Origin of the sequence: Enterobacter cloacae, from assembly GCF_011078175.1 — a bacterium.
GTDB lineage: Bacteria > Pseudomonadota > Gammaproteobacteria > Enterobacterales > Enterobacteriaceae > Enterobacter > Enterobacter cloacae_Q.
Genome location: NZ_JAALCJ010000003.1, coordinates 119553 through 141858 on the forward strand (window position 1 = coordinate 119553; position 22306 = coordinate 141858).

19 protein-coding genes are annotated in these 22306 nt (G+C 54.4%); 3 read left to right on the top strand and 16 right to left on the bottom strand.

Annotation, left to right across the window (positions count from 1 at the left end):
- Position 1 precedes the first annotated feature (1 nt).
- The 16 genes from G6Q29_RS07770 to leuO form a co-directional block, all read right to left on the bottom strand.
- Positions 2–922, bottom strand: a complete 921-nt coding sequence (locus G6Q29_RS07770; protein ID WP_165465155.1) for a D-alanine--D-alanine ligase — start codon at positions 920–922, stop codon at positions 2–4.
- On the bottom strand, positions 915–2390 hold the full coding sequence (gene murC / locus G6Q29_RS07775; RefSeq protein WP_165465156.1) for a UDP-N-acetylmuramate--L-alanine ligase: 1476 nt from the start codon (positions 2388–2390) through the stop codon (positions 915–917). The genes G6Q29_RS07770 and murC overlap by 8 nt, the downstream gene beginning before the upstream one ends.
- A gap of 59 nt (positions 2391–2449) precedes the next feature.
- Positions 2450–3514 (bottom strand): undecaprenyldiphospho-muramoylpentapeptide beta-N-acetylglucosaminyltransferase, encoded by a 1065-nt coding sequence (gene murG / locus G6Q29_RS07780; protein ID WP_165465157.1) that lies wholly within the window; start codon positions 3512–3514, stop codon positions 2450–2452.
- Positions 3511–4755: a cell division protein FtsW gene (gene ftsW, locus G6Q29_RS07785; RefSeq protein ID WP_165465158.1), complete on the bottom strand. Its 1245-nt coding sequence runs from the start codon at positions 4753–4755 to the stop codon at positions 3511–3513. The genes murG and ftsW overlap by 4 nt, the downstream gene beginning before the upstream one ends.
- Entirely contained in the window at positions 4755–6071 is a 1317-nt protein-coding gene (gene murD, locus G6Q29_RS07790) for a UDP-N-acetylmuramoyl-L-alanine--D-glutamate ligase (protein WP_165465159.1), read from the bottom strand. The genes ftsW and murD overlap by 1 nt, the downstream gene beginning before the upstream one ends.
- A 2-nt stretch (positions 6072–6073) precedes the next feature.
- The gene (gene mraY / locus G6Q29_RS07795) at positions 6074–7156 is read right to left on the bottom strand and encodes a phospho-N-acetylmuramoyl-pentapeptide-transferase (RefSeq protein WP_003856353.1); all 1083 of its coding nucleotides are present in this window, start codon (positions 7154–7156) and stop codon (positions 6074–6076) included.
- On the bottom strand, positions 7150–8508 hold the full coding sequence (gene murF / locus G6Q29_RS07800) for a UDP-N-acetylmuramoyl-tripeptide--D-alanyl-D-alanine ligase (RefSeq protein WP_165465160.1): 1359 nt from the start codon (positions 8506–8508) through the stop codon (positions 7150–7152). Before murF ends, mraY begins: the two co-directional genes overlap by 7 nt.
- Positions 8505–9992: a UDP-N-acetylmuramoyl-L-alanyl-D-glutamate--2,6-diaminopimelate ligase gene (gene murE, locus G6Q29_RS07805; RefSeq protein WP_165465161.1), complete on the bottom strand. Its 1488-nt coding sequence runs from the start codon at positions 9990–9992 to the stop codon at positions 8505–8507. The genes murF and murE overlap by 4 nt, the downstream gene beginning before the upstream one ends.
- A complete protein-coding gene (gene ftsI, locus G6Q29_RS07810; protein WP_003856361.1) occupies positions 9979–11745 on the bottom strand; it encodes a peptidoglycan glycosyltransferase FtsI in 1767 nt (588 codons plus the stop codon). Before ftsI ends, murE begins: the two co-directional genes overlap by 14 nt.
- Before the next feature lie 15 nt (positions 11746–11760).
- Complete coding sequence (gene ftsL, locus G6Q29_RS07815; RefSeq protein WP_003856363.1) at positions 11761–12126, bottom strand: cell division protein FtsL; 366 nt, start codon at positions 12124–12126, stop codon at positions 11761–11763.
- Positions 12123–13064, bottom strand: coding sequence for a 16S rRNA (cytosine(1402)-N(4))-methyltransferase RsmH (gene rsmH, locus G6Q29_RS07820; protein WP_165465162.1), 942 nt, complete (start codon positions 13062–13064; stop codon positions 12123–12125). Before rsmH ends, ftsL begins: the two co-directional genes overlap by 4 nt.
- A gap of 2 nt (positions 13065–13066) precedes the next feature.
- On the bottom strand, positions 13067–13525 hold the full coding sequence (mraZ, locus tag G6Q29_RS07825) for a division/cell wall cluster transcriptional repressor MraZ (protein ID WP_006810119.1): 459 nt from the start codon (positions 13523–13525) through the stop codon (positions 13067–13069).
- Between the two features lie 591 nt (positions 13526–14116).
- Positions 14117–15121 (bottom strand): catabolite repressor/activator, encoded by a 1005-nt coding sequence (cra, locus tag G6Q29_RS07830; RefSeq protein ID WP_003856369.1) that lies wholly within the window; start codon positions 15119–15121, stop codon positions 14117–14119.
- A gap of 174 nt (positions 15122–15295) precedes the next feature.
- Positions 15296–15790, bottom strand: a complete 495-nt coding sequence (gene ilvN / locus G6Q29_RS07835; protein WP_001252742.1) for an acetolactate synthase small subunit — start codon at positions 15788–15790, stop codon at positions 15296–15298.
- A 1-nt stretch (position 15791) separates the two neighbouring features.
- Positions 15792–17516: an acetolactate synthase 3 large subunit gene (gene ilvI / locus G6Q29_RS07840; RefSeq protein WP_165465163.1), complete on the bottom strand. Its 1725-nt coding sequence runs from the start codon at positions 17514–17516 to the stop codon at positions 15792–15794.
- A 376-nt stretch (positions 17517–17892) separates the two neighbouring features.
- The gene (gene leuO, locus G6Q29_RS07845) at positions 17893–18837 is read right to left on the bottom strand and encodes a transcriptional regulator LeuO (RefSeq protein WP_165465164.1); all 945 of its coding nucleotides are present in this window, start codon (positions 18835–18837) and stop codon (positions 17893–17895) included.
- Between the two features lie 628 nt (positions 18838–19465).
- Between leuO and leuL the strand changes: the two genes are divergently transcribed.
- The 3 genes from leuL (at position 19466) to leuB (ending at position 22306) form a co-directional block, all read left to right on the top strand.
- The gene (gene leuL, locus G6Q29_RS21865) at positions 19466–19552 is read left to right on the top strand and encodes a leu operon leader peptide (protein WP_057979999.1); all 87 of its coding nucleotides are present in this window, start codon (positions 19466–19468) and stop codon (positions 19550–19552) included.
- 91 nt (positions 19553–19643) lie between these two features.
- Positions 19644–21215: a 2-isopropylmalate synthase gene (gene leuA, locus G6Q29_RS07855; protein WP_165465165.1), complete on the top strand. Its 1572-nt coding sequence runs from the start codon at positions 19644–19646 to the stop codon at positions 21213–21215.
- Complete coding sequence (gene leuB / locus G6Q29_RS07860) at positions 21215–22306, top strand: 3-isopropylmalate dehydrogenase (RefSeq protein ID WP_165465166.1); 1092 nt, start codon at positions 21215–21217, stop codon at positions 22304–22306. The genes leuA and leuB overlap by 1 nt, the downstream gene beginning before the upstream one ends.

Consider the following 22306-nt stretch of genomic DNA (forward strand, 5'->3'; position numbering starts at 1 on the left):
ATCAGCCCGCCTGGTCCAGAATACGTACGACTAATTGCGAGAAGCTCATTCCCGCCTGACGCGCCGCCATCGGCACAAGGCTATGGCTGGTCATACCCGGAGACGTGTTCGCTTCCAGCAGATAAAATTGCCCGTCGCCGTCAAGCATCACGTCAATGCGTCCCCAGCCACGGCATCCCAGAACATTCCAGGCTTTAAGCACCAGAGACTGTAATTCGGCCTCACGTGCTGCTTCAAGACCCGCTGGGCAGAAATATTGCGTCTCATCAGAGAGATACTTCGCCTCATAATCATAGAAGACTCCGGCGGGTTGGATGCGAATTGACGGTAAAATTTCTTCGCCGAGCATCGCGACGGTAAATTCCGGCCCGCTGAGCCATTTTTCAATCAATACTTCTTCATCGTGTTGAAATGCCAAGGCTAAAGCGGACGCTAAATCGTCAGCTTTATCGACTTTGGACATTCCCACGCTCGACCCTTCACGGCTCGGCTTAACAATAACCGGTAAGCCCAGCGCGGCAATGCGTGTATTAACGCCGTCCGACAGGCCTAATTCATATTCGCGACGCGTCAGTGCAACCCATGGCGCAACGGGCAGGCCCGCGCCCTGCCACAGCAGTTTGCTGCGCAGTTTATCCATGGAGATGGCTGATGCCATCACGCCGCTGCCGGTATACGGCATACCGATAAGCTCCAGCAGCCCCTGCAACGTGCCGTCTTCACCGCCGCGACCGTGCAACGCGATGAAGGCTTTATCGAAGCCCATCGCTTTCAGCTGCGTGACGTCCACCTCTTTCGGATCAACCGGATGCGCGTCCACGCCCCCTTCACGCAGGCCCGCCAGCACGGCAGCGCCCGAATTCAGAGAAACCTCGCGTTCGGCGGAAGTGCCGCCAAACAGGACAGCAATCTTATCAGCCATGACGCTCGTCCTCCTGAGTTTGCGGCTTCAGTTTGATTTCAGCTAAGGTACGGGCGATTTTGCCGATATTTCCCGCGCCCTGTATGAGGATCAGATCGTTGCCCGTCAGGACTGGCGCAAGCATTTCAGCCACCTGCGCCGGGTCGGGAACCAGAATAGGATCTACTTTACCGCGTCCACGGATGGTACGACATAAAGAACGACTGTCCGCGCCCGGAATCGGGTTTTCGCCTGCGGCATAAACGTCCAGCATCAGCAGGGTATCGACCTGCGAAAGCACGTTGGCAAAATCGTCGTACAGATCGCGGGTACGCGTGTAACGGTGCGGCTGGAAGATCATGACCAGATTCTTTTCCGGCCAACCCGCGCGTGCCGCTTTGATGGTGGCGTCCACTTCGGTCGGATGGTGACCGTAGTCATCGACCAGCATCGCAGAACCTGACTTACCGTTTACGGGCTCCAGTGGGAATTCACCGAGGAAGTCGAAGCGACGGCCCGTTCCCTGGAAGCTTTCCAGCGCGCGCAGGATCGCCTCATCGTCAATACCTTCCTCTGTCGCAACCGCCACGGCCGCAGCCGCATTCAGGGCGTTGTGGCGTCCCGGCGCGTTCAGGGTGACACGCAGCAGGTCTTTGTCCTGACGTGCCAGGGTGAAATGCCCCTGCGCACCAATCTGCTTGTAATCTTCTACGCGTACGTCAGCGTCTTCGCTGAAACCATAGGTGGTGATTTGACGCCCGACGCGCGGCAGCAGCTCGCGTATCACCGGATCGTCCACGCACATTACCGCACGGCCATAGAACGGCAGGTTGTGCAGGAAATTAATAAAGGTCTGCTTTAAGTTCTCGAAGTCGCCCTGATAGGTGTCCATATGGTCAGCTTCGATATTGGTGACAATCGCCACCATGGGTTGCAGATGCAGGAACGACGCATCGCTCTCATCCGCTTCCGCAATCAGATAACGGCTGTGGCCCAGACGCGCATGTACGCCAGCAGCTTTCACGAGACCACCGTTGACGAACGTCGGATCGAGACCCGCTTCCGCATAAATGCTGGAGACCATCGCTGTTGTGGTGGTTTTGCCGTGCGTACCGGCCACCGCAATGCCGTGACGGAAACGCATCAGTTCCGCCAGCATTTCCGCGCGGCGGATCACCGGAATACGTGCGTCATGTGCCGCAACGATTTCCGGGTTATCCGCAGAGATAGCGCTGGACACCACAACCACGCTCGCATCGCTCACGTTTTCCGGGCGATGATTGAAATAGATAGTCGCCCCCAGCGACGCCAGCTGCTGCGTAACAGGGTTTGGCGCCAGGTCAGACCCGCTGATCTGATAGCCTTCGTTAGCTAACACTTCGGCAATACCGCCCATGCCGGCACCACCGATGCCGACAAAGTGAATGTGCCGGACGCGACGCATCTCGGGCACGATTGAACGCAGTTTTGCCAGTTGTTGTGTATTCATTCTCAAAACGCCATCGACTACTTCAAAAAAATCGTGCAGCGCAACACGCGCTGCGAGAATTATGCCTGGGCTGCCAGGCTCACTTCTTTTGCCACCCGTTCCGTTGCATCCGGGATAGCGGTCGCGCGCGCGCGTTGCGCCATCTCCAGTAATACATCCCGGTTCCAGCCCGCCAGGGTAATGGCGACCGCTTCAGCGGTAAACTGTGGCTGCTCAAAAATCTTCGCGGCACCCGCTTTCTCAAGCGGCAGCGCATTCCAGTACTGCTGTCTGTCTTTGTGCTGGAACGGCACGAACAGCGCCGGCAAACCGGCGGCGGCGATTTCGCTCACCGTCAGCGCGCCCGAACGACAAACTACGACATCGGCCCAGGCATAGGCTGCGGCCATATCATCAATAAATTCAGTCACTTTGTGCTGCGGCTGGCCTTCAGCGGCGTAAGCCTGCTCAACGGTCTGTTGCGCGCCTTTCCCGCTCTGGTGCCAGATGGTCACAGCATCACCCAGTTTTGCCGCAACCTGCGGCATCGTCTGGTTTAAAATGCGTGCGCCCTGGGAACCGCCAACGACCAGCACCCGTACCGGCCCTTCACGACCCGCCAGACGCGCATCCGGTAGCGGCAGCGCAAGCACGTCCACACGCACCGGGTTACCCACCACGTCCGCTTTCGGGAACGCACCAGGAAACGCCTGCATAACTTTGGTGGCGATTTTTGCCAGCCACTTGTTGGTCAAACCGGCAATACCATTCTGCTCATGCAGAACAACGGGGATCCCTAATGACCACGCCGCCAGTCCACCCGGACCGGAAACGTAACCGCCCATGCCCAGAACGACGTCAGGCTTAAAGCGCTTCATAATGTCGCGCGCCTGACGCCAGGCATTGAAAATGCGCACCGGCGCCAGCAGCAGCGCCTTGATCCCTTTGCCACGAAGGCCAGAAATACGAATAAAGTCGATCTCGATACCGTGCTTAGGTACCAGGTCGGCTTCCATGCGGTCTGCGGTTCCCAGCCAGCGTACCTGCCAGCCCTGTTCCATTAAATGGTGCGCAACCGCCAGCCCCGGGAACACGTGTCCGCCGGTACCGCCTGCCATCACCATTAACCGCTTCGGTTGATTCATCGTGAACCTCGTGTAAACGCCTGAGCTTTCTCCAGACGCGTTTCATAATCTATACGTAACAAAAACATGATGGCCGTCGACATGATCAACAGACTCGAACCACCATAACTGATCAACGGCAACGTCAGACCTTTGGTCGGCAGCATACCCGCCGCCGCCCCGACGTTTACCAGCGCCTGGAAGCTAAACCAGATACCGATTGAACAGGCCAGAAAACCGGAGAAGCGGTGATCGATCTCCAGCGCTTTCCGGCCAATCGACATGGCGCGGAAAGCGACGAAGAATACCATTAATAACGCCAATACCACACCGATATAACCCAGTTCTTCCCCAATAATGGAGAAGATGAAGTCGGTATGCGCCTCCGGTAAATACTCCAGTTTTTGCACCGAGTTGCCCAGGCCTTGGCCCCAGACTTCGCCGCGGCCAAACGCCATCAGCGACTGCGTCAGCTGATAACCGCTGCCGAACGGATCTTCCCACGGGTTCCAGAACGAGGTCACACGGCGGATACGGTATGGTTCGGCGAGGATAAGCAGCACCACCGCCGAAATCCCCATCCCAATGATGGCAATGAACTGCCACAGTTTTGCGCCCGCCAGGAACAACATCGCCAGCGTAGTGACAAACAGTACGACTACCGTACCGAGGTCAGGCTGCGCCAGCAGCAGGATTGCGAGGACCAGAATCACGCCCATCGGTTTTAAGAAGCCGCGAAGGTTGTTACGGACTTCGTCAACTTTACGCACCAGGTAGTTAGCCAGGTAGCAGAACAACGACAGTTTGGTGAACTCCGCGGGCTGAATACGCAGTGGGCCAAAGGCAATCCAGCGCGATGCCCCGTTAACGGAGCTCCCGACAACCAGCACGATCAACAGCATGATGATTGAGGCGATGAGCATGGCCGTACTGTGCCGCTGCCAGAACGACATCGGCAGGCGTAAGGTGATCAGCGCCAGGCAGAACGCGAGAATGATGTACAGCCCGTCACGCTTGGCAAACAGAAACGGATCGTTTGCCAGACGTTGTCCAACGGGCATTGACGCCGAAGTGACCATAATAAAGCCAATCGCTGCCAGGCCCAGCGTGAGCCAGAACAGCATTCGGTCATACATGATCAGGCTGTCGGAATCTTTATCCCGTGAAGCCATCACCCAGCCTTTCAGCGCCGTAAACAGCCATACCAGGATACCAAATCCTGGCAGGCGCGGCATTTTAAGGCGAGGGAGAGATAAACGCATCAGCCTAACTCCTTCGCCAGGCGGGTAAAGACATCCCCCCGCTGTTCGAAATTCTTGAATTGATCGAGGCTGGCGCAGGCTGGCGAAAGCAGCACCATATCGCCGGGCTTCACGCGTGGGGCGATGAGGCGCATCGCCTGCTCCATGGTCTCGGTTTGCTCGGCGACCTCAGGACGCAACGCTGCCAGCTCGCTGCCATCGCGGCCAAAGCAATACAGGCGCACGTGATCACCGTTGATGTATTGCTTCAGCGAAGAGAAGTCAGCCGATTTGCCGTCGCCCCCCAGCAGCAGGTGCAGCGTGCCATCAACGTGCAGACCGTTCAGTGCCGCCTCGGTGCTCCCCACGTTGGTCGCTTTGGAGTCATTAATCCAGCGTACGCCATTATGCTCCAGCGCCAGCTGGAAGCGGTGCGCCAGGCCGGTAAAGGTGGTGAGCGCCTTCAGGCTTGAAGAACGCGGCAGGCCAACGGCATCCGCCAGCGCCAGCGCCGCCAGGGCATTGGTGTAGTTATGCTGGCCGGAGAGCATCATCTCTTTCACGTTCAGCACCTTCTCACCTTTAACGCGTAGCCAGGTTTCGCCCTGCTGACGATTAAGGTGATAGTCACCCATGTTGATACCGAAGCTAATGCAGCGTTCGTCTGCGCCGCGCACCGGCATGGTGAGTGCATCATCGGCATTCACTACGCAAACTTTGGCATTTTCATAAACGCGCAGTTTGGCCGCACGGTACTGCTGCAAGCCGAACGGGTATCTGTCCATATGATCTTCGGTGACGTTTAGGATCGTCGCCGCCGCCGCATGTAGACTTGAGGTAGTTTCCAGCTGGAAACTGGAAAGCTCCAGTACAAACAGCTCACACCCTTTATCAAGCAGCATCAGAGCGGGCAGACCAATGTTACCGCCGACGCCGACATTTTTGCCCGCCGCCTTCGCCATTTCCCCCACCAGCGTGGTGACGGTGCTTTTACCGTTTGAACCGGTAATGGCAACGATCGGGGCCTGCGCCTCCCGGCAGAACAGTTCGATATCGCCGACAATCTCAACGCCTGCATCCGCGGCGGCGCTCAGGGAAGGATGCGCCAGTGCCATACCGGGGCTGGCAACAATCAGATCCGCGTCCAGCAGCCACTCATCATTCAGACCACCCAGGTGGCGTTCAACCTGCTCCGGCAGCTTGTCCAGACCCGGCGGAGAGATGCGCGTATCCATCACGCGCGGCGTCACGCCGCGCGCAAGGAAAAAGTCCACGCAGGAGAGGCCGGTCAGGCCCAACCCGATGATAACGACTTTTTTGCCCTGGTAATCTGCCATGATTAACGTACCTTCAGCGTTGCCAGGCCAATCAGCACCAGCATCAGCGAAATAATCCAGAAGCGCACAATGACGCGCGGCTCCGGCCAGCCTTTCAGTTCGTAGTGGTGGTGAATCGGTGCCATACGGAAGATGCGCTGACCGCGCAGCTTGAAGGAACCGACCTGCAAAATCACCGACAGCGTCTCAACCACAAACACACCGCCCATGATCACCAGCAGGAACTCCTGACGCAGCAGCACGGCGATAATACCCAGTGCGCCGCCCAGCGCCAGTGAACCGACGTCGCCCATAAAGACCTGCGCCGGATAGGTGTTAAACCACAGGAAGCCCAGCCCCGCCCCGACAATCGCCGTACAGACGATCACCAGTTCACCCGCGTGTCGCAGGTACGGGATGTGCAGATAGTTTGCAAAGTTCATGTTACCGGTCGCCCACGCCACCAGCGCGAAACCGCCCGCGACAAACACGGTTGGCATGATGGCCAGGCCGTCCAGACCATCGGTCAGGTTGACGGCGTTACCGGTGCCGACGATGACAAAATAGGCCAGCAGGATGTAGAACAGCCCCAGCTGCGGCATCACGTCTTTGAAGAACGGCACCACCAGCTCGGTGGCCGGGGTGTCTTTTCCTGCCAGGTAAAGCGCAAACGCAACGCCCAGCGCAATCACCGACATCCAGAAATACTTCCAGCGGGCGATCAAACCTTTGGTGTCTTTGCGCACGACTTTGCGGTAGTCATCAACAAAACCGATGATCCCGTAGCCAACCAGAACGGTCAGCACGCACCAGACGTAGGGGTTAGACGGATACGCCCACAGCAGAACGGAAACCACAATCGCAGTCAGGATCATGATCCCGCCCATGGTCGGGGTACCGCGCTTGCTGAAGTGCGATTCCGGACCATCGTTGCGTACAACCTGGCCGAAAGAGAGTTTTTGCAGACGGGCGATCATGCGCGGGCCCATCCACAGCGAGATGAACAGCGCAGTCAGCAGGCTGACAATGGCGCGAAACGTCAGATAGGAAAAGACGTTAAAGCCTGAATAATATTTGACCAAATGTTCGGCCAGCCAAACTAACATGTCCCGTTCTCCTGTAATGCGTGCACAACCTCTTCCATGGCGGCACTACGTGAACCTTTGATTAAAACAGTCACAATCTCTTTTTCTGCAATCAATGCCTTCAGGCGTTCGATCAGTGCAGATTTATCGGCAAAATGTTCGCCAACTTCACTGGCATCACAAATGGCCTTACTCAGGGTGCCTGCGCTCAATACGCGGTCAAGCCCGGCGGCTTTCGCCGCTTCGCCGACCTGAACATGGCAGGCTTCGCTTTCGTCACCCAGCTCAGCCATATCGCCCACAACCATCACGCGATACCCCGGCATTTCAGACAAGACCTGCACGGCCGCCGTCATGGAGCCAACGTTGGCGTTGTAGGAGTCATCCAGAAGCAGTTTGTTTTCAGCCAGCCGGATCGGGAACAGACGCCCCGGCACGGCTTTTAAATTCGCCAACCCGGTTTTGATCGCAGCGTGTGAGGCACCCACAGCCATTGAGAGCGCTGCCGCAGCAAGCGCATTGGCGATGTTATGACGACCCGGCAGGGGCAGCAGCACGTCGATATCGCCCGTTGGGGTTGTGAGGGTGAACTCGGTGCCGTGTGATGTCACATGAATGTTGGTCGCCGAAAAATCACTGTTTGCCGCATTCGGTGAGAAGCGCCAGGTTTTGCGTGAACCAATGATGCTCTGCCAGTTCAGCCAGTCGTTGTTATCGGCATTCATAATGGCGATGCCGTCATCCGGCAGGCCGGTATAAATTTCACCTTTCGCTTTCGCTACGCCTGCCAGCGAACCAAAACCTTCAAGATGTGCCGCCGCCAGGTTATTCACCAGCGCCGCTTCCGGACGCGTCAGGCTCACGGTCCAGGCGATTTCGCCCTGATGGTTAGCCCCTAACTCAATCACCGCATATTCATGCTCGTGGGTCAGGCGCAGCAGCGTCATCGGCACACCGATGTCATTATTAAGATTGCCCGCCGTATAAAGCGTGTTACCGCACTGGCTAAGGATCGCCGCCGTCATCTCTTTAACAGAGGTTTTGCCCGACGAGCCCGTCAGCGCCACGACGCGAGTCGGTACCTGCTGGCGAACCCATGCCGCCAGCTCGCCAAACGCCAGGCGCGTATCTTTCACCACAATTTGCGGTAGATCGATATCGAGCTTGCGGCTGACCAGCAACGCGCCCGCGCCGTTATCTTTAGCCTGCTGTGCAAAATCGTGGGCGTCAAAACGCTCGCCCTTCAACGCCACAAACAGACAACCCGCGGTCACCTTACGGGTGTCGGTGGTCACAGCCTCGATGGTCAGATCCTGACCATGCAACATTCCCTGCAATACCGCAGCGGCCTTGCTTAACGTAATGCTAATCATGCCACCACTCCCAGCAGACGCGCTGCCGTCACGCGGTCGGAGTAATCCAGACGACGATTGCCAACTATCTGATAATCTTCATGACCTTTACCGGCCAGCAGAACCACATCGTTCTCCTGCGCCTGCATAATGGCGTTAGTCACGGCCTCCGCACGGCCTTCGACCACGCGCGCGCGGCCCGCATCCAGCATGCCCGCCAGAATGTCATTGATAATGGCGCGCGGCTCTTCGGTACGCGGGTTGTCATCGGTTACTACCGGAATATCCGCGAACTGTTCCGCAATGGCGCCCATCAATGGACGTTTGCCTTTATCGCGATCGCCGCCGCAGCCAAAGACGCACCACAGTTTACCGGCACAGTGCAGGCGCGCCGCTTCCAGCGCTTTTTCCAGCGCATCCGGCGTGTGGGCATAATCCACGACCACCGTCGGCTTGCCCGGCGCGCTAAACACTTCCATGCGGCCACAAACCGGTTGCAGACGCTCAGCCGTTTTCAGCAGATCCGACATCGGGTAACCCAGCGCCAGCAGCGTCGCCAGCGCCAGCAGCAGGTTGCTGACGTTAAAGGCCCCCATCAGGCGGCTTTCAATTTCACCTTCGCCCCAGGTGGAAGCAAAGCGGATCGTCGCCCCGCTATCGTGGTAGTTCACCTCGACCGCCTTCAGCCAGCGGCCACGGCAGTTCGGGTTAATGCGATCTTCCATCGACACCGCCACCGCATCTGGCAGTTTTTCCAGCCAGCGGCGACCGACTTCGTCGTCGGCGTTAATGATCGCCTGTCCGTGGTGGTGAGTAGAATAGAGCAACCATTTCGCCGCTTCGTAGTGTTCCATATCACCGTGATAATCAAGGTGATCGCGGCTCAGGTTGGTAAAGACGGAGGCAGCAAATTTCAGCGCCGCCACGCGATGTTGTACCAGCCCATGGGAGGAGACTTCCATCGCCGTAAAGGTCGCCCCCTGCTCTGCAAGGCCCGCCAGCACACGCTGCACGTCAACTGCCGAACCAGTGGTGTTTTCCGTCGGGCTGACTTTGCCCAGAAGACCGTTCCCCACCGTGCCCATAACGGCACCGGTTTCGCCCAGCAGCTGCGCCCACTGCGCCATCAGCTGAGTGGTGGTGGTTTTTCCGTTAGTTCCTGTCACGCCAACCAGCTGTAACTGGTCGGAAGGTTCGTTATAAAAACGTCCTGCCAGCGCGGAGAGACGCTCATTCAGTTGGCTAAGATAAATGACCGGCACGCCGTGCATTTCACGGATCTCACCGTCTCTTGCCTCATCTTTGGCCTCAGCAATAATGGCAGCAACACCTTGCGCAATCGCCTGCGGGATATAACGACGCCCGTCCGCCTGATGACCCACCACTGCCACAAAAAGATCGCCAGAAGCCGCTACGCGGCTGTCCAGTACCATCTCTCGCAGTGCTCGCGCAGGTAGCATAGGCACCCACGGAGCAAGAAGGTCGCGCAAATTACGATCTGCCACCTGTTCCCTCGCCTTGATTAATTACAAATTCACTTTTTTCGCCCGTCGCCAGCGCATCCGGTTCAATGTTCATGGTGCGCAACACGCCGCCCATAATAGCCCCGAACACAGGCGCGGAGACGGCGCCGCCGTAGTATTTACCCGCCTGTGGATCGTTGATAACGACCACCAGCGCAAAACGCGGATTGCTTGCAGGCGCTACGCCTGCGGTATAGGCAATGTATTTGTTGATATAGCGGCCGTCCGGCCCCACCTTTTTCGCCGTACCGGTTTTAATGGCGATACGATAGCCCTTAATCGCGGCCTTCACGCCGCCGCCACCAGGCAATGCGACGCTTTCCATCATATGCACAACGGTACGTACGATAGATTCCGGGAAAACACGTTCACCCGGAACCGGTGGATCAACTTTGGTGATCGACAGCGGGCGATAAATGCCATAGCTGCCAATCGTTGCGTAGACTCGCGCTAACTGTAACGGGGTTACCATTAGCCCGTAGCCGAAAGAGAAGGTGGCCCTCTCTATGTCAGACCACCGTTGTTTTTGAGGATATAAGCCACTGCGTTCTCCGACCAACCCCAAATTGGTCGCCTTTCCCAGCCCAAAACGTGAGTAAGTATCTACTAACGCTGAGGACGGCATCGCTAACGCCAGTTTTGACACACCGACGTTACTCGACTTCTGTAGGACCCCGGTCAGGGTCAGTTCGCTGTAACGTGCCACGTCTTTAATTTCGTGACCGTTAATTCGATAGGGGATCGTATTCAAAACGGTATTTTCGTTGACGATGCCTCGCTGTAGAGCCGTCATCACCACCATAGGTTTTACCGTCGAGCCGGGTTCAAACACGTCGGTGATGGAGCGGTTACGCATCGCATCTTTTGCTGTACCGGCAAAATTGTTCGGGTTATATGAGGGGCTACTGGCCATCGCCAGCACTTCACCTGTCGCCACATCCACCAGCACGGCGCTGCCCGATTCCGCCTTGTTAAACGCGACGGCGTTGTTCAGCTCACGATAGACCAGCGCCTGCAAGCGCTCATCAATACTCAGAGCCAGGTTGTGCGCGGCCTGGCTGTCGGTCGAGGAAATGTCTTCAATGACGCGACCATAGCGGTCTTTACGCACGATTCGCTCGCCAGGCTGGCCGGTAAGCCACTTATCGAAGCTTTTTTCTACGCCCTCAATCCCCTGGCTATCCACGTTGGTGAAACCAATCAGGTGTGCGGTGACTTCGCCGGAAGGATAGTAACGGCGGGATTCTTCCCGCAGATGGATGCCTGGCAGCTTCAGTTTCTTGATGTAGTCAGCCATGTCAGGGTTCACCTGACGGGCAAGATAGATGAAGCGCCCCTTCGGGTTAGCGTTAACGCGAGACGCCAGCTGATCCAGCGGCATTTTCAATGCGTCTGAGAGTGCCTTCCAGCGGTTATCCAGGGTGATCCCGCCTGCGTCGTGCAGCTCTTTAGGATCGGCCCAGATCGCCTTCACCGGCACGCTCACCGCCAGCGGACGGCCGGAGCGGTCGGTGATCATCCCACGAGAGGTAGAAACTTCCTGGACACGCAAAGAACGCATATCGCCCTGACGCACCAGCATGTCAGGCGCGATGATTTGTAGCCACGCCACGCGGCCCAGCAGGAAACCCAGCGCCAGTAAAATGCAGCCGCAAAGCAACGCAAAACGCCAACTGACAAAGTTGGCCTGTTCTTCCTGACGTTTTGGTTTAAGCGTTTTTGCCGCTGCTTTCATGCGTCGCGTTTTCCCTTATTTTTGTACTACGATATTTTCCTGCGAAGGATCAACATGCTGCAATTGCAGTTTTTCCGTTGCGATCCTTTCAACCCGGCTGTGATCGCCGAGCGCGTTTTCTTCAAGGATCAGATTTCGCCATTCAATATCCAGCGCATCGCGTTCCAGTACCATCTGTTCGCGCTGCGCAGTTAATAAACGGGTATGGTGAGCGGTCGTGACTACCATGACTGCCGTCACAATGATGCAAATGAACAAGCAGAGTGGCAGCTTCCCAAACCGCAAAAGATCGTCGCCGATCACGCCAGGCAAGGCATGGCGCTCGTTGCTTCCTAACGATCCCTTAACTTTGCTGAGGGTCTCTGTCACTCTGCTGATCATGCGTTCGTCCTCTCTGCAATACGCAGCACTGAACTACGGGCACGTGGATTCTCTGCCACCTCTTCTTCGCCCGGCATTAACTTGCCTAATGCTCGCAACTGACGGCCTCCCAGCTTTCTGAGTTGTTCTTCCGTCATCGGCAGCCCGGCTGGAACCTGTGGACCGCGGCTCTGTTCACGCATAAAGCGTTTTACGATGCGATCTTCCAGTGAATGGAAACTGATGATGGATAACCGCCCGCCCGGGGCCAGCACGTCGAGCGAGCTTTTTAGCGCCAGCTCTATTTCCTCCAGTTCACTGTTTACCCAGATACGAACCGCCTGGAAGGTACGGGTCGCAGGATGTTTGTGCTTGTCCTTCACCGGCGTTGCCGCCGCGATGACTTCTGCCAGCTCTTTGGTGCGGGTCATGGGTTCAACGCGGTTGCGCTCAACAATGGCGCGTGCAATGCGTTTACCAAAGCGCTCTTCGCCGAAGGTTTTGATCACCCAGGCGATATCCGCTTCGTCAGCAGTTTGTAACCATTCTGCGGCAGACTGACCGCGAGTGGGGTCCATACGCATATCCAGCGGCCCATCACGCATAAAGGAGAAGCCGCGTTCTGCATCATCAAGCTGGGGAGAAGAGACACCAAGATCGAGGAGAATTCCGTTGATCTTCCCCGTCAGGCCGCGCTCGGCTACGTAATCCGCAAGCGCAGAGAAAGGTCCATGCACGATGGAAAAGCGAGGATCATCGATGGTTTCCGCAACGGCAATCGCCTGCGGATCGCGGTCAATTGCCAGCAGGCGTCCTTCCGCTCCAAGTTGAGAGAGGATCAAACGCGAGTGACCACCGCGACCAAAAGTGCCATCAATATAGATGCCGTCTGGACGAATATTCAGGCCGTTAACGGCCTCATCCAGCAGCACCGTTGTATGTTTATAATTTTCCATCATATTTATAGAGACAAGTCCCGCAGCCGTTCCGATAATGTTGCGGAATCAGACTGCTCAGCGTCGATATCTTCCTTGACCTGTTGATACCAGGTCGTTTCGTCCCACAGTTCAAACTTGTTGAACTGCCCGACCAGCATCACTTCTTTAGTCAGACCGGCATGTTGCCGCAACACAGGCGCAATCAATAATCGCCCGGCGCTATCCATCTGACATTCACTGGCATGTCCCAATAACAGCCGCTGTACGCGGCGTTCCTGCGGGTTCATGCTCGACAGTCGCGACAGCTTTTGCTCAATGATTTCCCATTCAGGCAAAGGATAAAGCAGCAGGCAGGGGGAGTTGATGTCAATGGTGCAAACCAGTTGACCCGAAGCGTTCTCAATCAGCTGGTCGCGGTATCGGGTTGGTACCGATAAACGCCCCTTGCTGTCGAGATTGACTAACGTTGCTCCACGGAACATGCCAGCCTCATCCCTCCTCACCACTTTAACCCACAAATTCCCACCTGAAGGAGTTTACGGAGCGAGGGAAAAGCTTGTCAAGCCAGGACTCTCTTCGTACGGACCCGAAACCTTCCTATTTACAGAGTAAGAGTGACCTGGCTAATAACTACACAACTGGCGAGGCAAAATTAACGTTATGAATATTTGTAAGAAAAAAACCGAATATACACACGAGCGTTAAGACTCACTCAATATCATCGCAGGGAAATATAAAGTGTCAGTTTGCGACGCGGGCAGCATTTTAAGGCATATCGCCGGGGGATAACAGCACCAGATTAAACGTAAGGCAATAGGGTTCCATGCGTGTGCGTTGAGGTCTGGCGGGGGAGAGTCAAAAATGGCTGAATATTCATCTGCTGACGTCTGTTTGTAACAAAACAATACAAAGAAATAGCCATTAAAATTTATAAATGCGCTTTTTAACGCCAAAAAGGATTCAGAAAAATAGCAGGCTATATACCTTAGGGATTAATCCTAATTTTTATCCGGGAATTATTTGCCGCAATAAAGGCGCGGTAACGGGGCAGTTTTACCGCCCCTGAGAAAAAACTAATGACGGCTCAAAATTCCGCGCCGATAGAGATTACGTTTGATACGCGTAAGACCGGGTTTCGGTTTGCGGGGTTCATCCAGACTGGCCAGAACAATCTCAAGCACGCGCTCGGCGACGTCGCGGTGACGCTGAGCCACGGCAAGCACCGGACATTGCAGGAAGTCGAGCAGTTCGTTATCGCCAAAGGTAGCAATCGCCAGATCGGATGGCAGTTTACCGTCACGACGTAATGTTACGTCCATCACCCCCTGTAACAGGGCAAACGAGGTGGTAAACAACGCCTGGGGCATTGGGTGCGTTTCCAGCCATTTCTCGAACAGCTGGGCAGCCGCTTCCCGCTCATAGCTGTTAGCATACAGATAATGAACGTCACGCGGATCGTCTTTCCACGCCGTACGGAACCCTTGTTCACGCAGGAAGCTCACGGAAAGTTCAGGTAACGCGCCGAGATACAGCACCGTTTCAGCCGGGAAGGTACGCAGCTCGGCAGCCAGCATTTCTGCATCGTCCTGATCGGCACCTACGACGCTGGTGAAATGTTCACGGTCAAGCGCACGATCGAGTGCCACAATCGGGAACGGATCGTTCGCCCAGCGCTGATAGAAAGGATGCTCTGGAGGTAAAGAGGTCGACACGATGATGGCGTCAACCTGACGTTGCAGCAGATGCTCAATACAGCGCATTTCGTTGTCGGGCTGATCTTCGGAGCAGGCAATCAATAGCTGATAGCCACGCTGACGAGCCTGACGTTCCAGATAGTTGGCAATACGGGTATAGCTGGTGTTTTCCAGGTCCGGGATCACCAGGCCAATCGAGCGGGTGCGCCCGGCACGTAAACCTGCGGCGACAGCATTCGGATGGTAATTATGCTCACGAACGACTGCCATTACTTTCTCAACGGTCTTATCGCTGACACGGTACTGCTTTGCTTTACCGTTAATCACATAGCTGGCCGTGGTTCTCGACACGCCGGCGAGCCGGGCGATTTCATCCAGTTTCACAATTGCCCCTCAAAAAAGAAAATGTCCATGGCCCTGTCAAGGTTATGGTTAAATATTTTAACATCTAAACGCAGAATGGCTTTTACGGCAACCGCTTTTATCCGCGTTGTCGGCGGATTACGCAAAAAAAAGCCCGGCTTTGGCTACCGGGCTGAAAGAGGCGAACCTGTTGCGTTACTCACGCATGATTTTATCGCCGCGCGAGAGGCCAACAACGCCAGAGCGCGCAACTTCAACAATTTTTGCTACATCCCTGACAGAAGCCAGGAATGCATCCAGTTTATCGCTCGTTCCGGCAAGCTGAACAGTATATATAGAAGGCGTGACGTCGATAATCTGCCCACGGAATATATCCGTGTTGCGCTTGACCTCTTCTCGGCCGTAACCGCTGGCCTGAATTTTCACCAACATCACTTCACGTTCGACGTAAGCCCCCTGCCCCAGCTCGCTGACGCGCAACACGTCCACCAGCTTATGCAATTGCTTTTCGATCTGCTCAAGTACCTTCGCATCGCCGACAGTCTGGATCGTCATGCGGGAGAGCGTGGGATCATCGGTCGGCGCAACGGTCAGGCTTTCAATGTTGTAGCCGCGCTGCGCAAAAAGCCCAATGACGCGCGACAGTGCGCCCGACTCATTTTCCAGTAATACAGATAATATCCGGCGCATATCAGGTTCTCTCCGTTTTGCTTAACCACATTTCATCCATACCGCCGCCACGAATATGCATCGGATAAACGTGTTCTGTGCCATCAACAATGACGTCCATGAAAACGAGGCGATTGTTTTTAACGTGTTCAAGCGCTTCGCCGAGCTTCGCTTCCAGCTCTGACGGATCGGTTACCCGCATGCCAATATGGCCATAAGCTTCAGCCAGGCGGACAAAGTCCGGAAGTGACGTCATATAAGACTGAGAGTGACGGCCGGAATAAATCATATCCTGCCACTGTTTCACCATGCCGAGGTAACCGTTATTCAGGTTAAGTATCAGCACTGGCAGCTCATATTGCAGTGCGGTAGAAAGTTCCTGAATATTCATCTGGATACTGCCATCACCCGTCACGCAGATGACCGTTTCGCCAGGCAACGCCAGCTTCACCCCCAGCGCGGCGGGTAGACCAAAGCCCATCGTGCCCAGCCCGCCTGAGTTGATCCAGCGACGCGGTTTATCAAACGGGTAATACAGGGCAGCAAACATCTGATGCTGGCCCACGTCAGAAGTGACATACGCGTCGCCATTGGTCAGACGCCAGATTGTCTCGATCACCGCCTGCGGCTTAATGTTCTCACTTTGCGTATCGTATTTAAGGCACTGACGGCCGCGCCATTGCTCGATTTGCTGCCACCAGTCGCGGATCTCATCCAACGGTTGAGATACAGTCTCCTGCGCCAGCAGATCCAACATTTGATCCAGCACCTGTCGGGCGTCCCCCACGATCGGCACATCCGCCGGCACTGTTTTAGAGATAGAGGTAGGATCGATATCAATGTGCAGCACCGTCGCATTTGGACAGTATTTCGCCAGATTGTTGGTGGTGCGATCGTCAAAACGCACGCCGACGGCAAAAATCACATCTGCATTGTGCATCGTCATATTGGCTTCATAGGTGCCGTGCATACCCAGCATGCCCAGCGCCTGACGATGGGTGGCCGGGAATGCCCCCAGCCCCATCAGCGATGATGCGACAGGAAGATTAAGCTTCTCAATCAGCTCGCGTAGTTGCGTTTCACAGGCTGCATTGATGGCGCCGCCCCCCACGTAGACGACGGGTTTTTTCGCAGCCAGCAGCGTTTGCAGGGCACGCTTAATCTGGCCTTTGTGCCCTTGGGTCGTCGGATTATACGAACGCATGCTCACCGATTCAGGCCACAGGTAAGGGAGTTTATTCGCCGGATTGAGAATATCCTTTGGCAGATCAACGACTACTGGTCCAGGACGACCGCTGGCGGCCAGCCAGAAGGCTTTTTTCAGTACACCCGGGATGTCTTCCGTTTGCTTAACCAGGAAGCTGTGCTTCACCACGGGGCGTGAGATCCCCACCATGTCGCACTCCTGAAACGCATCATAGCCAATCAGTGACGTCGCTACCTGTCCGGAGAGAATGACCAGTGGAATGGAGTCCATATACGCCGTCGCAATGCCGGTAATGGCATTGGTCGCCCCCGGGCCGGATGTGACCAGCACAACACCCACTTCGCCCGTGGCGCGGGCCAGGCCGTCAGCCATGTGCACAGCAGCTTGTTCATGACGAACCAGAACATGATCGATTCCGCCGACCGTATGCAGCGCGTCATAAATATCGAGTACCGCGCCTCCGGGATAGCCAAACACTTGTTTTACGCCCTGATCGATAAGCGATCGGACGACCATTTCCGCGCCAGACAACATCTCCATGCTTTGCCTCCAGGCTTTTGTTATAGACGGTCCACGAAATTCATTTCCGCGCCGTCTTCTGACAGGGTAAACCCATCTTATAATGTGCAGAGTGAGGGATACCTTAACCGCTCGTTATGAGGCAGGCAATTAGCAAACGGAATGCAGGAAGAGGCTATAAAAGCAGAAAAAACAGCCGTCAGACATGAATATAGTCAATTCGTCTGGTGAGAGTGGAGACACTAATAATTCGTCTCTTAAAAAGCGGATGAATCAGGAAATCATCTATTTTTAAGCACCCACACGGCATTGAAGAAAATCGTACAGCACAAAATATTGTCTGTATAAAAAAAGATAGAATAAACCGCATGCCTCCATGCGGTTTATTCCCCCAGACTTATCGACGACAAATATTGATCAGCAGCTCTTCCATCCACTGATGACCTTTATCCCGACCCGCGGCTTCATGCCAGGAAAGATAACAGGTACGGCTATTAAGCTTGAGCGGCAGGGGTAAAATTTGCAGGCTCAGCGAATCGGAGAACTCCTCAGCAAGCCAACGCGGTGCAATAGCGACTAATTGCGTCTGAGAAACGACATTTAATACGCTGACCATAGCCATTCCCTGATAGGCCACGCTGGCTTGTTTATCGACCGTGTCATACCACGGCTGACTGAATGAGGCATATCTGTCAAGAGCGACAACGGCGTGCTGCTCGCTGTAAACATCGCTTTCACGCAGCGGTGAATTCATGCGCGGATGTTTTTTGCTGGCAACTAATACCATTTCATCTTTGAACAATGGAACACAGGCAAACTCTGGACGGCGAAACTCCTCGTAGCCCATAACGAACTCCGTTTCCTGATAACGAAGCTGGTGCTCAGTGTTTTGATTTAATGATGATTTAAAAACGAGATGAATATTAGGGGCAATCTGTTCAACTTTATTATATATAACAGATGTCAAATAATTGTCTAACGGACTGCATACACAGAGGTGGAAAACCCGCTCACTGCTTAAAGGTTCAAAACCCGAGCCGGGAAGCTCATTTTGAACAAGCTGTAGCGCCTGACGAATTGAGCCGAATAGCTGGAATGCACGCGCCGTGGGCTGAATTCCTCTGCCATAACGGACGAATAACTCGTCGTTAAACATCACTTTAAGCCTGGCTACGGCATTACTTACGGCAGGTTGAGACATTCCCAGAGATTGAGCTGCTCGCGTAATATTCTGCTCCTGCATAACTGCATCAAACACAGTTAACAAGTTGAGATCCACTGTGCGTAACTGAGGCTTAACGCCATCATAAGCCTGTGGCTGATTAATATTATTTTCTGGCATTTTTGACTCCACTGTCACGCTAAATTCCCTTTGCCAAAGTACAGTAATAACTTCGAAATATATGATTTACCATGCATATACAACAAGCGAAAGGAAATTATTTAAAAATCGGAATATATAAAGAACTCTCATTCAAGAGATGACATTAGGTATCTCATTAATGAAAAGCTAAAAAACGTTCAAATGATATCTATAAATTTAATGCAAGCATGAAACCATAAATTAGACAAATATACAATCACCACACTCGTTAATAATGACTTAAGTATTATTAAACTATGAAGGGCAGGCACAACGATTTCATTAACAAAACGATATCAAAATTTATAACTTTCCCAACCGCGATGCATTCATGGAAATTATAACTAAATGAAATAAAACGCATTCCATATCACAGTCTGACGGTAAAAATAGTGTGTCCAATTGCTACCAATTATATTCAAATCATTCCAGAGATGAATCACCAGTCCAATATTAGACAATTAAATCGGTTAGCTACGCAAAAACCAGCACAATTAGCTAATGTGTTGCGCCTGTAACGAGTGACCGTTTTGCCTGAGAGGGGTTGACATGTGTCGGCGTATCCAGTACCACTAAAAGCATATCGCATTCACCTGGAGCACGATTCATGATTCGCACCCTTCGTTTCACCGGTCTACTACTACTAAACGCATCCACTGTGCGCGGTAGACTGGCGGGCGAAATTCAGCGTTGAATCGTCCACAGTAAAACTAAAAACCCGCGCCATTGCGCGGGTTTTTTTATGCTCGTAGCAAGGCGCCCTAAGACAGACAAGGACCTAACCCATGAGCCAGCAAGTCGTTATTTTCGATACTACTTTACGTGACGGTGAACAGGCGTTACAGGCGAGCCTGAGTGTTAAAGAAAAACTGCAAATTGCGCTGGCCCTCGAACGCATGGGTGTAGACGTAATGGAAGTCGGTTTCCCTGTCTCCTCGCCAGGTGATTTCAAGTCAGTACAGACCATCGCCCGCACCATTAAAAACAGCCGCGTGTGCGGTCTGGCACGCTGCGTTGAGAAAGATATCGATGTGGCTGCGGAATCCCTGAAAGTGGCAGAGTCCTTCCGTATCCATACTTTCATTGCCACCTCCCCCATGCACATTGCGACCAAGCTGCGCAGTACGCTGGATGAAGTGATCGAACGTGCGGTGTATATGGTCAAACGCGCACGTAACTACACTGATGACGTCGAATTCTCCTGTGAAGATGCGGGACGCACGCCGATTGAAGATTTGGCCCGTGTGGTAGAAGCCGCCATCAATGCCGGTGCCAGAACCATTAATATCCCGGACACTGTCGGCTACACCATGCCGTTTGAGTTCTCCAACATCATTACCGGCCTGTACGATCGCGTGCCAAATATTGATAAAGCCATTATCTCCGTCCACACCCATGATGATTTGGGTCTGGCCGTAGGCAACGCCATCGCCGCTGTCCATGCTGGCGCACGCCAGGTAGAAGGCGCGATGAACGGCATCGGCGAACGTGCCGGCAACTGCTCGCTGGAAGAAGTGATCATGGCGATCAAGGTGCGCAAAGACATCATGAACGTGCACACCCGCATTAATCATCACGAAATCTGGCGCACCAGTCAGACCGTGAGCCAGATTTGCAACATGCCGATTCCGGCGAATAAAGCGATTGTTGGGACTGGCGCGTTTGCTCACTCCTCCGGTATTCACCAAGATGGCGTGCTGAAGAATCGTGAAAACTACGAAATCATGACCCCGGAATCCATCGGTCTGAACCAGGTTCAGTTGAACCTCACTTCCCGCTCTGGTCGTGCCGCGGTAAAACACCGCATGGAAGAGATGGGTTATAAAGATACCGACTACAACATGGATCATCTGTACGACGCCTTCCTGAAGCTGGCTGACAAGAAAGGCCAGGTATTCGATTATGACCTGGAAGCGCTGGCTTTCATCAACAAACAGCAGGAAGAGCCAGAGCACTTCCGTCTGGACTACTTCACCGTGCAGTCAGGCTCAAGCGATATCGCTACCGCCTCCGTCAAGCTGGTCTGCGGGGAAGAAATTAAAGCGGAAGCCGCCAACGGTAACGGCCCTGTGGATGCTATTTACCAGGCGATTAACCGTGTCACTGAGTACGACGTAGAACTGGTGAAATACGATCTGACGGCAAAAGGGCACGGTAAAGACGCCCTGGGCCAGGTTGATATTGTCGTTAATTACAACGGTCGTCGCTTCCACGGTGTAGGTCTGGCGACAGATATCGTCGAATCCTCCGCGAAAGCGATGGTGCATGTCCTGAACAACATCTGGCGCGCCGCCGAAGTCGAAAAAGAATTGCAACGCAAAGCTCAGAATAAAGAGAACAACAAGGAAACCGTGTGATGTCGAAGAATTACCATATTGCTGTTTTGCCGGGGGACGGTATTGGCCCGGAAGTGATGGCACAGGCGCTGAAAGTACTGGAAGCCGTTCGTTCGCGTTTTGCGATGAAAATTACCACCAGCCACTACGACGTTGGCGGCATTGCGATTGATAACCACGGTACACCGCTGCCGAAAGGGACTGTGGAAGGCTGCGAGAATGCCGACGCTGTACTGTTCGGCTCCGTGGGTGGTCCTAAATGGGAACACCTGCCGCCAGCCGAGCAGCCGGAGCGCGGCGCACTGCTGCCGCTGCGTAAACATTTCAAACTGTTCAGCAACCTGCGACCGGCTAAGCTGTATCCGGGGCTGGAAGAGTTTTGCCCGCTGCGCGCGGATATCGCGGCCAACGGTTTCGACATCCTGTGCGTGCGTGAGCTGACCGGTGGCATCTACTTTGGCCAGCCTAAAGGTCGCGAAGGCAGCGGTCAGCATGAGAAAGCGTTTGATACAGAGGTCTATCACCGTTTTGAAATTGAACGTATCGCCCATATCGCGTTTGAGTCAGCGCGCAAGCGCCGCCGTAAAGTGACCTCTATTGATAAAGCGAACGTCCTCCAGTCGTCTATTTTGTGGCGCGAAATCGTCAGTGAAATCGCGAAGCAGTATCCGGACGTTGAGCTCGCGCATATGTACATCGACAACGCCACCATGCAGCTGATCAAAGATCCGTCCCAGTTTGACGTGCTGCTGTGCTCCAACCTGTTCGGCGATATTCTCTCGGACGAGTGCGCAATGATTACCGGCTCGATGGGGATGCTGCCATCCGCCAGCCTGAACGAAGAAGGCTTTGGTCTGTACGAGCCTGCGGGCGGCTCCGCACCGGATATCGCAGGTAAAAACATCGCTAACCCGATTGCGCAGATCCTCTCTTTGGCCCTGCTGCTGCGCTACAGCCTGGATGCAGACGATGCAGCAACCGCAATTGAAAACGCCATTAATCGGGCGTTAGAAAAAGGCGTCCGTACCGGTGATTTAGCACGCGGGACGGCGGCAGTCAGTACCGATGAAATGGGCGACATTATTGCCCGCTATGTCGCTGAAGGGGTGTAA